Here is a 14,186-nt window from a genome sequence, read left to right on the forward strand (position 1 = left end):
TCGTCCCGCGCGGACCAATCACTCCCATGCATGGCCGGGGTCTCGATCTTTGACTTGAACCCGGCCCCGCCCTGCTGACACGATGCCCCACCAGCAGCAGGACGAAGACCCATGACCGCCGCAGTCCGCATCGCCGCCCCCGAGGGCCTGACGCTTCCCACCTATGCCGATGTCGAGCGCGCCGCCGAGCGCCTGAAGGGCGTCGCGCATCATACGCCGGCGCTGAGCTCGGCCACCGCCAACCGGCGCACGGGCGCGAGCCTCGTCTTCAAGGCCGAGAACCTGCAGCGGATGGGGGCCTTCAAGTTCCGCGGCGGCTACAATGCCATCTCGGCGCTGTCGCCCGAGCAGAAGAAGGCCGGCGTGCTGACCTTCTCCTCCGGCAACCATGCCCAGGCGATCGCCTATGCCGGCAAGCTGCTCGGCGTGCCGACCACGATCATCATGCCGGAAGACGCTCCCCAGGCGAAGGTCGAGGCGACGCAGGGCTATGGCGGCGAGGTCGTCCGCTACGACCGCTATACTCAGGACCGGCTCGAGATCGGCAACCGCATCGCCGCGGAGCGGGGGCTGACGCTGATCCCGCCCTATGACCATGCCGACGTCATCGCCGGCCAGGGCACCGCGACTAAGGAGCTGATCGAGGATGCCGGCCCCTTCGACATGCTCTTCGTCTGCCTCGGCGGCGGCGGCCTGCTCGCCGGCGCGGCGCTCGCGGCCAAGGCGCTCAATCCCGATTGCCGCGTCTTCGGCGTCGAGCCCGAGGCCGGCAATGACGGGCAGCAATCGCTGCGCTCCGGCAAGATCGTCAAGATCGGCGTGCCGAAGACCATCGCCGACGGTGCGCAGACCGCCTTCCTCGGCGACCTCACCTTCCCGATCATCCAGGCGCTGGTCGAGGACATCGTCACCGTCAGCGACGCCGAGCTCGTCGACGCCATGCGCTTCTTCGCCGAGCGGATGAAGCTCGTGGTCGAGCCGACCGGCTGCCTCGCCGCGGCCGCGGCGCTGACCGCCAAGGTGCCGGTCGAGGGCAAGCGCGTCGGCGTGATCATCAGCGGCGGCAATGTCGATCTGGCGAGCTTCGCCCGGCTTATCGCGCCTTCGGCATGAGGCAGGCAGGCCAAAACCGATTCCGGCGTTGACGGCCGGCCCGGGAGCGACTATAGCCACGCCACTCGCGGCGGCCCGCGCAAGCTCGGCCGCCGCTCACGTTTTTCCAGCAAGAGTGCGGCCAGGCCCGCCGGCAATAACGCCAGGCGCCCGACCGCGATGAAGACGAGGACGTTTCGATGGCCAATACGACGTCGGCCAAGAAGGCTGCACGCAAGATCGTGCGGCGCACCGAGGTCAACAAGGCGCGCCGCTCGCGGATGCGCACCTTCCTGCGCAAGGTCGAAGAGGCCATCGCCTCCGGCGACAAGACCGGCGCCGCCGAGGCCCTCAAGGCCGCCCAGCCGGAAATCATGCGCGCCGCCCAGAAGGGCGTGGTTCACAAGAACACCGCTTCCCGCAAGGTTTCGCGCCTCGCGCACCGGATCGGCGCCCTGGCGTCCTGATCAAGTTTTTGGCATTTTCATGACCGAAAGCCCGGCCTCACGGCCGGGCTTTTTTATTGGCTCGAGACAAGTGCCGCCGCCGTGCAACGGAGCGGAAAAATTGCGGCCGCACGCTGTTTCCGCGGGCTTTCCGGGCCTTTGCAGGCTTGACTCTTCGCGGCGTTTCAGGATGCGGAACGAGCCTTCCCGCGAGAGTCCATCGCTCACAAAAAGATGTGATTTATCATCACCTTAGCGGGCAAAGGATTTTGGGCGGCGGAATCGCGGCGACTCTGCGGCAGCCTCCCAGGCGCCTCGAAAAAAAAGATTCGCGGATCGGCAAGACAGGGGCCGTCAAGAAAATCTTAAGTTCCCCAACCAATTGCGGCGTCCGGCCGAGAGCTGCCGGCCCTGCTGCGACGGCCGTCTCTCCGAAGCCGGCTGAAAGGGATGTTGCAGCCCGTCGAGAGCGCCCTGTAAGGTCCTCTCGTCGCCGGGCGGACAGCAATGACCGCCCCGGGATTTCCAGAGATGATCAGCGTTTTGGCTCGCGACCATGGAGGTTGGAGGATGTGACCCTTTGTCTTTCGATGTTGAGATGAAGGGCGGCATCGTCCAGAGGCGAGCCAGCCAAGCGTAATCGACAGAGCGGGAACCCGAACCTGCCGGTGCCATGCACCCGGCCGGCCGGGAACCTTTTTGACCGGACAACAGCGCCGGGAAGGTGTCCGCCCTGCGGACGCCGCTCCCAAGGCGCGTGCATTTCAAAGAATGGGGCCATTGATGTTCGAGCGGCAAGATTTCGGGGACACGGTCGAGACAGCGTCGGTGGTGGTGACGATCGCGGCGGAGGAAGCCGCGGGGATCAAGGTGGAAGAGGCGACCATCCAGGAAGCCTGGGAGCGCGTCCGCAGGCGCCTGCGGGCCGAGCTCGGCGAGGATGTGTTCTCGAGCTGGTTCGGCCGGCTCGAGCTCGCCGGCATCGTCGAGGGCGTGGCCTACCTCACCGTCCCGACCCGGTTCCTGAAGAGCTGGCTCGAAGCGCATTACGCCGAGCGGCTGCGGGTGAACTGCATCGCCGAGCTGCCGGCGCCGAACGGCGTGCTACTCTCCGTGCGCCCGGTGTCGCGCGAGGCGGCCGCACCGCGCGTCGAGGCCGCTCTCCGCGCCCGCCCCGTCGCCGCCGCCAGCACGATCGCCGAGCCCGGCAAGCCCGCTGGCGCCAACCCGGCCCAGCCCTGCGAGAACGACCCGGTCGACGCCTGCGGCACGGCGCTAGACAAGCGCATGAGCTTCCAGAGCTTCGTCGTCGGCAAGTCGAACCAGCTCGCCTTCGCCGCGGCCGAGCGCATCGCCGGCGCGCCGGCGGGCCAGAGCCCCTACAACCCGCTCTATCTCCATGCCGGCGTCGGCCTCGGCAAGACGCATCTGCTGCAGGCGATCGCCCAGGAAGCGCGCCGCCAGGGCAAGCGCGTCGCCTATTTCACCGCCGACCGCTTCATGTACGGCTTCGTCGCGGCGCTGAAGTCGCAGACGGCGCTGGCCTTCAAGGAGAAGCTGCGCGGCATCGACCTGCTCATCGTCGACGACGTGCAGTTCATCCAGGGCAAGTCGATCCAGCAGGAGTTCGGCCACACGATCAACGCGCTGCTCGATGCCGGCAAGCAGATCGTCGTCGCCGGCGATCGCCTTGCCGGCGAGCTGGAAGCGCTCGACGAGCGCATCCGCTCGCGGCTCGGCGGCGGCCTCGTCGTCGAGGTCGGCGAGCTCGACGAGGCGCTGCGCGTCAAGATCCTGGCGAGCCGCATGGAAGCGCTGCAGGGCGCCCATCCGAACTTCCAGGTCAGCCCGGACGTCGTCGCCTATGTCGCCCGCGTCGTCACGACCAATGGCCGCGACCTCGACGGCGCCGCCAACCGGCTGCTCGCCCATGCGACGCTCTCGGGCCAGCTCGTGACGCTCGAGACGGCGGAGGCCGCGATCCGCGACCTGGTGCGGACGCGCGAGCCGCGCCGGGTCAAGATCGAGGACATCCAGAAGCTCGTCGCCACGCGCTACAATGTCAGCCGGGCCGACATCCTCTCGGAGCGCCGCACCGCGGCGGTGGTGAAGCCGCGCCAGATCGCGATGTATCTGTCGAAGGCGCTGACGCCACGCTCGCTGCCGGAGATCGGCCGCCGCTTCGGCGGACGGGACCACACCACGGTGCTGCACGCGGTGCGCAAGATCGAGAAGGCGATCAGCGAGGACCGCTCGCTGCATGAGGAGGTCGACCTGCTGAAGCGCATGCTTCAGGAGTGAGATCGCGCGAACCGCGCGCCCGCTGCGTCAAATGGTTGTGGTTGCCCGGGCGCGCAGGCCTTGCGCGCCCGCGCGCCGTCCGGCAATGTCGCTGGCCATTCATTCGGCCCGGGCAGCGATGCCCGGGCGGCCAGCGCCAGAAGACTAGACAATCATGAAGGTCACGGTCGAACGTTCCACGCTGCTCAAGTCGCTCGGTCACGTGCATCGCGTGGTCGAGCGCCGCAACACGATCCCGATCCTGTCCAACCTGCTGCTCAGCGCCTCCGAGAACGGCCTGCGGCTCAAGGCGACCGATCTCGACATCGAGGTGGTGGAGACGATTCCCGCCGAGGCGGCCGAGCCCGGCGCCACGACCGTTCCCGCCCACACCCTCTACGACATCGTCCGCAAGCTGCCCGACGGCGCGCAGGTTTCGCTGGAGACCACCGGCGACAGCGGCCTCGTGCTGCGCTCCGGCCGTTCGCGCTTCCAGCTCCAGACCCTGCCGGAGAGCGACTTCCCCGACATCACTGCCGGCGAGATGGCGCATCGCTTCGTGCTGCCGGCCGGCGAGCTGAAGCGCCTGATCGACAAGACCCAGTTCGCGATCTCGACCGAGGAGACGCGCTACTACCTGAACGGCATCTATCTCCACACCATCGACGTCGACGGGCGCCCGGTGCTGCGCGCGGTCGCGACCGACGGCCACCGCCTCGCCCGCGTCGACACCGCTGCCCCGCAGGGCTCGGTCGGGATGCCCGGCGTGATCGTCCCGCGCAAGGCCGTCGCCGAGATCCAGAAGCTGCTGGAGGATGGCGAGAGCGAGGTCGCGGTCGAGCTTTCCGGCTCCAAGATCCGCATCGCCACGGCCAGCGTCGTGCTGACCTCGAAGCTGATCGACGGCACCTTCCCCGATTATCAGCGCGTCATCCCGAGCGGCAACGACAAGCGCCTGACCGTCGACAAGGGCGATTTCGCCGCTTCCGTCGACCGCGTCTCGACGATCTCGTCGGAGCGCGGCCGCGCCGTGAAGCTCTCGATGGCGGATGGGCGCATGACGCTCTCCGTCACCAATCCGGATTCCGGCTCCGCGACCGAGGAGATCGAGGTCGACTACGAGGCGAGCCCGCTCGATATCGGCTTCAATGCCCGCTATCTGATGGACATCGCCGCCCAGCTCGACGGCGACACGGCGCTGCTCAAGCTCGCCGATCCCGGCTCGCCGACCGTCATCCAGGATCGCGAAGGGGCCTCCGCGCTCTATGTGCTGATGCCGATGCGCGTGTGATCCCGCGGCCATGGCCGCCGTCGCGCGCCTGATCCTGCAGGATTTCCGTTCCTACGAGGCCCTCGATCTCCCGGTCGAGGGCCAAATCGTTGCACTCGCAGGCGAGAACGGAGCCGGCAAGACCAATATCCTCGAAGCCCTCTCGCTGTTCACGCCGGGACGGGGCCTGCGCCGTGCGGAGCTGTCGACCATGGCCCGGCAGGGTGGCGACGGCTCCTTCGCCGCCTCGGTCACGCTCGCGGACGAAGCCGGCCGGCTCGGGATCGGGCTCGGCCCGCTCGATGCGGAAGGCAGGCGCCCGCGGCTTGCCCGCATCGACGGCGCCTCCGTCGGCTCGGCGCTGGCCTTCAGCGACTATCTGCGCGTGGTCTGGCTGACGCCCGATCTCGACGGGCTGTTCCGGGGCGCGGCCGGCGACCGCCGCCGCTTCCTCGACCGGCTGGTGCTGGCGATCGATCCGAGCCATGCCACCCGCTCCAACGCGCTGGAGCGGGCGCTGCGCTCGCGCAACCGCATCCTCGAGGAGAGTCCCGGCCAGGGCCAGTGGCTCGACGCCGTCGAGCGTGAGATCGCCGAACTCGGCGTCGCGGTCGCCGCCGCGCGTGCCGAGACGGTGGCGCGGCTCTCCGCGATCATCGCCGAGACGCGCGACGAAACCTCGCCCTTCCCCTTCGCCGATATCACGCTCTCAGGCGAGATCGACGCCCTCGTCGCCCGCCTGCCGGCGGTCGATGCCGAGGACGCCTATCGCGACGTGCTGCGCCAGGGCCGCCAACGCGACCGCGCCGCCGGGCGCACGCTCACGGGGCCACAGGCCTCCGATCTCGAAGTCCGGCACGGACCGAAGGACATCCCGGCCGGACAGGGCTCGACCGGCGAGCAGAAGGCGCTGCTGATCGGGCTCGTGCTCGCCCATGCCCGGCTGGTCGCGGCGATGAGCGGGATCGCGCCGCTCGTCCTGCTCGACGAGATCGCCGCCCATCTCGACCCGCGCCGGCGCGCGGCGCTCTATGAAGGGCTCACCGGTCTCGGCTGCCAGGTCTGGATGACCGGCGCCGATGCGGCCCTGTTCGGCGACCTGCCGGCGGGCGCACAACGTTTCGCGGTGACGCCGGGGCGGATCGATCCGCTCGATTGATCGGTCAGGCCACCGCTTGCGATGGGACGCCTGCCGGCGTTGCTGGTAGGATATTCCTCGATCGAACGGGGCCGTCATTGCGAGGAGCGAAGCGACGAAGCAATCCAGGGGGACCCGGTTGAACGCCCCACCCAGTCCCCCTGGATTGCTTCGCTGCGCTCGCAATGACGATTCCGGATCGAACAGCGCATTTGCATCGTCGCGCCGGAGGCTTTCCATGGACATCTCCAGCCTTGCCCTGTTCGCCGGCGTGTATTTCCTGGCCGTAGCCTCTCCCGGCCCGGCGATCGCCGCGCTGGTCGCGCGTTCCCTGTCCTCGGGCTTCCGGCGCTCGCTGCCCTTCCTCGCCGGCATCGTCATGGGCGATCTTGTCTGGTTCACGCTCTCGGCGCTGGGGCTCAGCGTGCTGATGCAGAGCTTCCACGGCGTCTTCCTGGCGATCAAATATGCCGGCTTCGCCTATCTCCTCTATCTCGGCTACAAGGCCTGGACGGCGCCTGCCGAGGCGCCGAAGCCGTCTACTGCCGCACGCGGCGAGGGCATGCGCCTGTTCCTCGGAGGCATCGCGCTGACGCTCGGCAATCCCAAGGTCATGGTCTTCTTCCTGTCGATCCTGCCGCTGGTCATCGACCTCGACGCGATGAGCGCGCTCGCCTTCGTCGAGGTTGCCGCGCTGATCGCCCCGATCATCACCGGAACGTTGATGGCCTATGCCTATGCGGCCGACCGGGCCCGGCGCCTCGTCGCGAGCCCGCGCGCCATGCGCTGGATCAACCGCGCGACCGGCGGCGTGATGGTCGGCGCCGCCGCCGCGATTGCGACGCGGAGCTGACCGACCTTGCTCCTGATCGCCGGCCTGCTCGATCTCGGCTTCGCGCTGTTCCATGCCGCTTTCGGGCGGCTGTTCGGCTGGCCCGAGCGGCTCGCGCCCTCCGGCAGCCTGAACACCGCGATCACCCAGACGCTCAACGCGATGCTGACCTTCGTCTTCCTCGCCTATGGCGCGACCTTGATCTGGCAAGCCGGGCAGGGAAGCATCCATCCGCTGCTGCCGCTCCTGGGCAGCGCCTTCTGGGGCCTGCGGCTCGCGCTGCAATTCATCTGGTTCGATCTGAAGCCCTGGTCCTCGAAGCTGATCACGGCGGTTTTCGCGGTGACCACGGTGGTCCACCTGCTGGCGATACGGGGCTAGGCACAGGATATCCGGCGAAAGGCTGGCCAAGCGCGCCCGGCTGCGGCAAACCCCTTCCCATGTCGCAATCCCGCGAATCAGACGCCCGCGCCATCCTCAAATCCGTCTGGGGCTATGACGATTTCCGCCCCGGCCAGTGGGAGGTGATCGAGGCCGCGCTCGCCGGGCGCGACGTCTTCGCGGTGATGCCGACCGGCTCCGGCAAGTCGATGTGCTACCAGCTGCCGGCGCTGGTCGCGGGCGGGCTGACGCTGGTCGTCTCGCCGCTGATCGCGCTGATGCGCGACCAGGTCGGGCAGCTCGTCAGGGCCGGCGTGCCGGCGGCCTCGCTCAACTCGATGAACAGCGAGGAAGAGGCGGCGCAGGCCTGGGACCGGCTCAATTCCGGCGATCTGCGCCTGCTCTTCGTCTCGCCGGAGCGCTTGGCCGGCGAGGGGCTGGTCGCACGGCTGAAGCGCCTCGGCGTGACCCGGCTCGCCATCGACGAAGCGCATTGCGTCTCGCAATGGGGCCACGACTTCCGCCCGGAATATCGTTTGCTCGCCAAGACGCGCGAGGCGCTGGGCGGCGTGCCGGTGACGGCGCTGACCGCGACCGCCGACCGGCAGACGCAAGCCGATATCGCCCAGCAGCTCTTCCCGCAGCCGCCGCAGATGGTGGTGCATTCCTTCGATCGGCCGAACCTGAAGCTCGCCTTCGCGCCGAAGGAGCAGCCGCGCCGGCAGATCGACGATTTCCTGCGCCGGCACCGCAACGGCTCCGGCATCGTCTATTGCTCCTCGCGCAACAAGACGGAACGGCTCGCCGCGGCCTTGAGCGAGAAGGGCTGGAACGCGCTCGCCTACCATGCCGGGCTGGAGCAGGCGGAGCGCAACCGCAACCAGGACATCTTCCTGCAGGAGGACGGGGTCGTCGTCTGCGCCACCATCGCCTTCGGCATGGGCATCAACAAGCCGGATGTCCGCTTCGTCGTGCATGCCGACATGCCGGGCTCGATCGAGGGCTACTACCAGGAGATCGGCCGTGCCGGCCGCGACGGGCTACCGGCCGACACGCTGACCCTCTACGGCGTCGACGACATGGCGCTGCGCCGCCGCCAGATCGACGAGAAGCCGGTCGACGAGGAGCGCAAGCGCATCGAGCACAAGCGGCTGAACGCGATGATCGATCTCTGCGAGAACGCGCTGTGCCGGCGCAGCGCGCTGCTCGCCTATTTCGGCGAGGAGACCCCGCCCTGCCGGCACGGGCAGGCGCCGTTCCGCTGCGACCTCTGCGGAGCGGAAGCGCCTGCGCTCCAGGACGCGACGCTCGATGCGCGCAAGCTGCTCTCCGCCGTGATCCGCTCCGGCGAGCGCTTCGGCGCCGGCCATCTCGCAGACATCCTGACCGGGACCACGACCGAGGTCATCCGCCGCCAGAACCATGATGGCCTGAAGACCTTCGGCGTCGGCGCCGACAAGCCAAAGGCCGCCTGGATGGGGCTGACGCGCAAGCTCTTCGCGGCCGGGGCGCTTGCCGAAGCCAGCGTCGAGCATGGCGGCTTCAGGCTGACGCCGAAGGGCGAGGACATCCTGTTCGGACGCGAGAGCATCGCGCTGAGGGCCGATCCCTTCGCCGAGCGCCGCTCCCGCCGCTCCGAGCGCGACGCGGCGCGCGCCGACGGGCTCGACGAGGGCACTGCGGGCCTGTTCGAGCATCTGCGCAAGCTCAGGCTCCAGCTCGCCCGCGAAGAGGGCGTGGCGGCCTATATCATCTTCACCGACCGGACGCTCATCGCGATGGCGCGCGAGCGCCCGCTCGGCCTCGAGGAGATGCGGGCCATCGAGGGCGTCGGCGAGCGCAAGCTCACCCAGTATGGCGAAGCGTTCATCGAGGCGATCGCGAGCTTCCCCGGCTGAGGATGCGGCCCGGTGCTCGCCGAGGCCGGGCCGGGGCAGGGTTGGATCGCGCGCCGGAATGAGGCATCCTGCCGCGGCAGGGCGCTGCGGCGGCGTCCCAGCCAAGCCGAACGGCCCATGGACAGCATCTACGACGCGTTCACCGATCTGGTTGAACACTCGGACGTCCTGCTCGCGGTCTACGACGAGACGGACCGCCTGCGCCTCGCCAATGACGCGTTCCGGCGCAGCTTCCATCTCGCGCCCGGCGAAACCCCGACCTGGACCGAGATCATGCGCCGCAACCACGCGGCCTTCAGGGGCACCGCGATCAAGGCCGCCGATCTCGAGGCCTGGCTGACCTCGACCCAGTCGCGCCGCGGCAAGACGCCGTTCAGGGCCTATGAGACCGACCTCACCGACGGCCGCTGGCTGTGGATGACCGAGACCGTGCGCCCCAATGGCTGGATGCTCTGCATCGCGAGCGAGATCACCGATCTGCGCCGCGAGGAAAGGCTGCTCAGGCAGGACCGCGACCTGGCGATGCGCGCGGCCCAGACCGACGAGCTCACCAGCACCGCCAATCGTCGATTCGTCTTCGGCCGCCTGGAAGCGCTGATCAACGCCACCATGCTGGTGCCCGGCAACGCACTCAGCGTCTGCGTGCTCGACATTGACCTGTTCAAGAGCATCAACGACCGCTTCGGCCATCAGGGCGGCGACATGGTGCTGCGCCACTTCACTCATCTCGTGCACCGCTTCATCCGGCGCACCGACTGCTTCGGGCGGATCGGCGGCGAGGAGTTCATGCTGGTGATGCCCGGGGCGCCGGCCGAGAACTGCCTGGCCTTCGCCGAGCATCTGCTGGCGGAGGCGCGGGCAGCGCATCCGCTTCCCGAGCGGCCGGCCGTGACCTATACCTGCTCGGCCGGCGTCGCCACCTACCAGCCCGGCGACACGGCCGCGAGCCTCTACGGCCGCGCCGACCGTGCCCTCTACCGCGCCAAGACCGAGGGCCGCGACAGGGCCCATCTCAGCGCCGAAGCGCTGCCGGTGCCCGGAGAGTCGTGACGCGACGACGACGAGATGGCCGGCAACCCACGCACGCGCACGCGTAGGCGCGTGAAAAAGCCATGGTCTATCCCTATATTGTCGTTACGAATCAGGATCATCGCGGGCGCTCGCTCGCCCGTTCAAGGACGACTTCATGACCGATGCCGCGCTCAGCGCCCAGCCCGAAGACTACGGCGCCGATTCCATCAAGGTTCTCAAGGGCCTGGATGCCGTCCGCAAGCGCCCCGGCATGTATATCGGCGACACGGATGACGGTTCCGGCCTGCATCACATGGTCTACGAGGTCGTCGACAACGCCATCGACGAGGCGCTGGCCGGCCATGCCGACCTCGTCACGGTGACGCTGAACGCCGATGGCTCGGTCACGGTCAGCGACAATGGCCGCGGCATCCCGACCGATATCCACAGCGAGGAAGGCATCTCGGCGGCCGAGGTCATCATGACCCAGCTCCATGCCGGCGGTAAGTTCGACCAGAACTCCTACAAGGTCTCGGGCGGCCTGCACGGCGTTGGCGTCTCCGTCGTCAACGCGCTCTCGGTCTCGCTCAAGCTGCGCATCTGGCGCGGCGGCCACGAACACTTCATCGAATTCCGCCATGGCGACGCGGTCGCCCCGCTCGCCGTCGTCGGCCCGCAGGGCGACAAGCGCGGCACGGAGGTGACCTTCCTGCCCTCGCAGGAAACCTTCACCATGGTGGAGTTCGACTACAAGACGCTGGAGCACCGGCTGCGCGAGCTCGCCTTCCTGAATTCGGGCGTGCGCATCATCCTGACCGATGCGCGCCATGCCGAGGTGGTGCGCGAGGAACTGATGTACGAGGGTGGCGTCGAGGCCTTCGTGCGCTATCTCGACCGCGCCAAGACGGCGGTGATCGAGCAGCCGATCATGCTGACCTCGGAAAAGGACGGCATCACCGTCGATGTCGCGCTGTGGTGGAACGACAGCTACCACGAGAACGTGCTCTGCTTCACCAACAACATCCCGCAGCGCGACGGCGGCACCCATCTTGCCGGCTTCCGCGCCGCGCTGACGCGCCAGATCACCGGCTATGCCGAGAGCTCGGGCATCTCCAAGAAGGAGAAGGTCTCGCTCACCGGCGACGACTGCCGCGAGGGCCTGACCGCGATCGTCTCGGTCAAGGTTCCCGATCCGAAATTCTCCTCGCAGACCAAGGACAAGCTGGTCTCCTCGGAAGTCCGCCCGGTCGTCGAGAACGTCGTCAACCAGGCGCTGTCCGAATGGCTGGAGGAGCATCCGAACGAGGCCAAGACGATCGTCGGCAAGGTGGCGGAAGCCGCCGCCGCGCGCGAGGCCGCCCGCAAGGCCCGCGACCTCACCCGCCGCAAGGGCGCGCTCGACATCGCGTCACTCCCAGGCAAGTTGGCTGATTGCCAAGAGAGAGATCCGGCCAAGTCCGAACTCTTCATCGTCGAGGGTGACTCGGCCGGCGGCTCCGCCAAGCAGGGCCGCGCCCGCGAGTATCAGGCCGTGCTGCCGCTGCGCGGCAAGATCCTCAATGTCGAGCGGGCGCGCTTCGACAAGATGCTCTCCTCGGACCAGGTCGGCACGCTGATCACGGCGCTCGGCGCCGGCATCGGCCGCGCCGATGCGGAACAGGGCGGCTTCAATCTCGGCAAGCTGCGCTACCACAAGATCATCATCATGACCGACGCCGACGTCGACGGCGCCCATATCCGCACGCTGCTGCTGACCTTCTTCTATCGGCAGATGCCGGAGCTGATCGATGCCGGCCATCTCTTCATCGCGCAGCCGCCGCTCTACAAGGCGACCCGCGGCAAGAGCCATGTCTACCTCAAGGACGAGCGGGCGCTGGAGGAGTACCTGATCGACTCCACCCTCGACGGCGCCACCTTCCGCACCAGCGAGGGCGTGGAGCGCGCCGGCGCCGACCTGCGGACCCTGATCGAGGAGGCGCGCAACGTCCGCAACGCACTTTCGCAGCTGCATTCGCGCTATGATCGGCGCGTCGTCGAGCAGATGGCGATCGCCGGCGTGCTGCACCCGGTCGACGAGGAGAACGAGGCGCAGGCGAACGAGGCCGCGGCCTATGTCGCGCGCCGGCTCGATGCGATCTCGGACGAGCTGGAGCGCGGCTGGGAAGGCAAGGTCAGCGAGGGCGGCTTCGTCTTCTCGCGCATGATCCGCGGCGTGAAGCAGGCGGCGACCATCGATGCCGGGCTGCTCGCCAGCGCCGAGGCCCGCAAGCTCGATGCCGCCGCCACCTCGCTGCAGGAGGCCTACGCCAAGCCCGGTACGCTCAGCCGCAAGGGCGATTCCTTCACGATCAACGGCCCGAGCGACCTGTTCGACGCGGTCTCGACCATCGGCCGCAAGGGCGTCGCGCTGCAGCGCTACAAAGGCCTGGGCGAGATGAACCCTGACCAGCTCTGGGAGACGACGCTCGACCGCGACGTGCGCTCGCTGCTGCGGGTCAAGAACGACCAGAACGACGAGGCCGACGACCTGTTCGTGAAGCTGATGGGCGACGTCGTCGAACCGCGGCGCGAGTTCATCCAGACCAACGCGCTCAACGCGACGGTCGATATCTGACCGTCGCGGCGTGTAGGGGCACCCTAAAGCCTGACTCTCTGGCCGGGTAGTCAGACTCAAATGACGTAGAACTTCGACTCGATGCTGCGTTGGATGCGAGCGTGCGGGCGGGCGAATGCGCGACAAGCTTTGGCTGGTCTGGGTATCGCCTCGTCCGGCACTTCGATGCCCGAGCGCCGACTTGTGGCATGGGGCTCACGAGAGTAGTGCTGCCGGCACTACCGGCAGCGTCAACCAAACAATCGACGCGGTAGCGCCGACATAACGCCCAGATCTCACTGTCAGCACGATCGGCGACGTGCTGTGACTGACATATAACCCCGGTAGTGCCGGCTCGAAGCAAGCTGATTGGTGGAATTAGAATTGGCTGATCGGTCGCCAAAATCGCCGGAAGAGACCAAACCGAACTTGAGAGGGTCGGCTTCTGTTGCGCTAACGCAGGAAGGTGAACGCAGCCAGGCTGAACTCGCCGACGCCAGCAAACAGAGAGTGCGCGAACTACGAGCGCTGATGCGCGAACAGAAGCGCGTCAAGAAGGCGCTGTGAAAGGCTCGGTGTAGTCATCCTTGGTTCGATCGCGGCAAATTTGATGCGAGGTCCCAACTGCCGCGCTCACTCTCCGGCAGCGGGTCTTGGAAGCGCTCGTCGATGGCGATCTTCCCCTTGAGCGAGCCAAAGCGTCGCTTGCCCTGTGCCGCGATAGGCTCCAGACGCACCACGGGCGTTTTTCGGAGAGTGATGACCACGTCCTCTCCAGCCAGCGCTTTCGCGATCAGTTGGGACAGTTGGATTTTCGCTTCCTGGACTGAGAACTGAGGCACGAGCATTTCCCCTGAGAAGGCGTCCCGGAGAAGTGCACAGTCACCGCCCTAGTGACCGACTCTCCTATTGTATGTGTTTCGGCGTGCAAGTTTGGCTCTGACGCAATCTCGCTGACGTTTTTCATAATTGGGCACCGATCAGGCGCGCCTGGAGGAGGTCGATCTTGCCTCGGCCATACATCTGTCGTTTGACGAGTTTGAGCCGGGTGATCTGGCCTTCCGTCTGACCATTTGACCAGGTTGAGATGATCGCCGCGTGTACGGCCGCTTCGTCTCGCCTGACGCCATTCGCCAGCGAAGCGATCAGGCTGCTTGAAGCGCGCTCTATCCAGGACGACAGCAGCTCGGCCCGTTTGGTTCTGATCATGGCGTGGAAGTCGGCAACGATCTCCCGAGCCTCGAC

At 67.6% G+C, this 14,186-nt stretch carries 13 protein-coding genes; 11 read left to right on the forward strand and 2 right to left on the reverse strand.

From position 1 onward, the window contains the following. Positions 1-111: 111 nt before the first annotated feature. From B5Y19_RS13695 to B5Y19_RS25720, 11 genes are all read left to right on the forward strand, one after another. Positions 112-1,113: a threo-3-hydroxy-L-aspartate ammonia-lyase gene (locus B5Y19_RS13695; protein WP_055730047.1), complete on the forward strand. Its 1,002-nt coding sequence runs from the start codon at positions 112-114 to the stop codon at positions 1,111-1,113. Between the two features lie 179 nt (positions 1,114-1,292). Beyond that, positions 1,293-1,559: a 30S ribosomal protein S20 gene (gene rpsT / locus B5Y19_RS13700; RefSeq protein WP_055730046.1), complete on the forward strand. Its 267-nt coding sequence runs from the start codon at positions 1,293-1,295 to the stop codon at positions 1,557-1,559. A gap of 762 nt (positions 1,560-2,321) precedes the next feature. Further along, entirely contained in the window at positions 2,322-3,839 is a 1,518-nt protein-coding gene (gene dnaA / locus B5Y19_RS13705) for a chromosomal replication initiator protein DnaA (protein ID WP_055730045.1), read from the forward strand. A gap of 154 nt (positions 3,840-3,993) precedes the next feature. Then, positions 3,994-5,109, forward strand: coding sequence for a DNA polymerase III subunit beta (gene dnaN / locus B5Y19_RS13710; protein ID WP_055730044.1), 1,116 nt, complete (start codon positions 3,994-3,996; stop codon positions 5,107-5,109). Positions 5,110-5,119: 10 nt separating this feature from the next. After that, the gene (gene recF, locus B5Y19_RS13715) at positions 5,120-6,247 is read left to right on the forward strand and encodes a DNA replication/repair protein RecF (protein ID WP_055730043.1); all 1,128 of its coding nucleotides are present in this window, start codon (positions 5,120-5,122) and stop codon (positions 6,245-6,247) included. A 217-nt stretch (positions 6,248-6,464) separates the two neighbouring features. Next, complete coding sequence (locus B5Y19_RS13720) at positions 6,465-7,079, forward strand: LysE family translocator (protein ID WP_079591597.1); 615 nt, start codon at positions 6,465-6,467, stop codon at positions 7,077-7,079. A gap of 6 nt (positions 7,080-7,085) precedes the next feature. Beyond that, positions 7,086-7,439, forward strand: a complete 354-nt coding sequence (locus tag B5Y19_RS13725) for a hypothetical protein (RefSeq protein WP_055730041.1) — start codon at positions 7,086-7,088, stop codon at positions 7,437-7,439. A gap of 59 nt (positions 7,440-7,498) precedes the next feature. Beyond that, the gene (recQ, locus tag B5Y19_RS13730) at positions 7,499-9,337 is read left to right on the forward strand and encodes a DNA helicase RecQ (RefSeq protein ID WP_055730040.1); all 1,839 of its coding nucleotides are present in this window, start codon (positions 7,499-7,501) and stop codon (positions 9,335-9,337) included. A 117-nt stretch (positions 9,338-9,454) separates the two neighbouring features. Next, positions 9,455-10,387, forward strand: coding sequence for a sensor domain-containing diguanylate cyclase (locus B5Y19_RS13735; protein WP_055730039.1), 933 nt, complete (start codon positions 9,455-9,457; stop codon positions 10,385-10,387). A 136-nt stretch (positions 10,388-10,523) separates the two neighbouring features. Further along, the gene (gyrB, locus tag B5Y19_RS13740; RefSeq protein WP_055730038.1) at positions 10,524-12,962 is read left to right on the forward strand and encodes a DNA topoisomerase (ATP-hydrolyzing) subunit B; all 2,439 of its coding nucleotides are present in this window, start codon (positions 10,524-10,526) and stop codon (positions 12,960-12,962) included. A gap of 348 nt (positions 12,963-13,310) precedes the next feature. Further along, positions 13,311-13,508 (forward strand): hypothetical protein, encoded by a 198-nt coding sequence (locus tag B5Y19_RS25720; protein WP_139384388.1) that lies wholly within the window; start codon positions 13,311-13,313, stop codon positions 13,506-13,508. 14 nt (positions 13,509-13,522) lie between these two features. Here B5Y19_RS25720 and B5Y19_RS13745 read toward each other — a convergent pair whose 3' ends face one another. Then, complete coding sequence (locus tag B5Y19_RS13745; protein WP_079591613.1) at positions 13,523-13,783, reverse strand: type II toxin-antitoxin system Phd/YefM family antitoxin; 261 nt, start codon at positions 13,781-13,783, stop codon at positions 13,523-13,525. Between the two features lie 121 nt (positions 13,784-13,904). Then, a partial coding sequence (locus B5Y19_RS13750; protein ID WP_139384389.1) for a transposase occupies positions 13,905-14,186 on the reverse strand: 282 nt, incomplete at its 5' end.

The sequence above is a fragment of the Allobosea thiooxidans genome, from assembly GCF_900168195.1.
Classification (GTDB): Bacteria; Pseudomonadota; Alphaproteobacteria; order Rhizobiales; family Beijerinckiaceae; genus Allobosea; species Allobosea thiooxidans.

What these genes read in the sequence shown, in the direction of transcription:
- B5Y19_RS13695 (WP_055730047.1), top strand. Translation starts at nt 112, where the DNA reads ATGACCGCCGCAGTCCGCATCGCCGCCCCCGAGGGCCTGACGCTTCCC.
- rpsT (WP_055730046.1), top strand. Translation starts at nt 1,293, where the DNA reads ATGGCCAATACGACGTCGGCCAAGAAGGCTGCACGCAAGATCGTGCGG.
- dnaA (WP_055730045.1), top strand. Translation starts at nt 2,322, where the DNA reads ATGTTCGAGCGGCAAGATTTCGGGGACACGGTCGAGACAGCGTCGGTG.
- dnaN (WP_055730044.1), top strand. Translation starts at nt 3,994, where the DNA reads ATGAAGGTCACGGTCGAACGTTCCACGCTGCTCAAGTCGCTCGGTCAC.
- recF (WP_055730043.1), top strand. Translation starts at nt 5,120, where the DNA reads ATGGCCGCCGTCGCGCGCCTGATCCTGCAGGATTTCCGTTCCTACGAG.
- B5Y19_RS13720 (WP_079591597.1), top strand. Translation starts at nt 6,465, where the DNA reads ATGGACATCTCCAGCCTTGCCCTGTTCGCCGGCGTGTATTTCCTGGCC.
- recQ (WP_055730040.1), top strand. Translation starts at nt 7,499, where the DNA reads ATGTCGCAATCCCGCGAATCAGACGCCCGCGCCATCCTCAAATCCGTC.
- B5Y19_RS13735 (WP_055730039.1), top strand. Translation starts at nt 9,455, where the DNA reads ATGGACAGCATCTACGACGCGTTCACCGATCTGGTTGAACACTCGGAC.
- gyrB (WP_055730038.1), top strand. Translation starts at nt 10,524, where the DNA reads ATGACCGATGCCGCGCTCAGCGCCCAGCCCGAAGACTACGGCGCCGAT.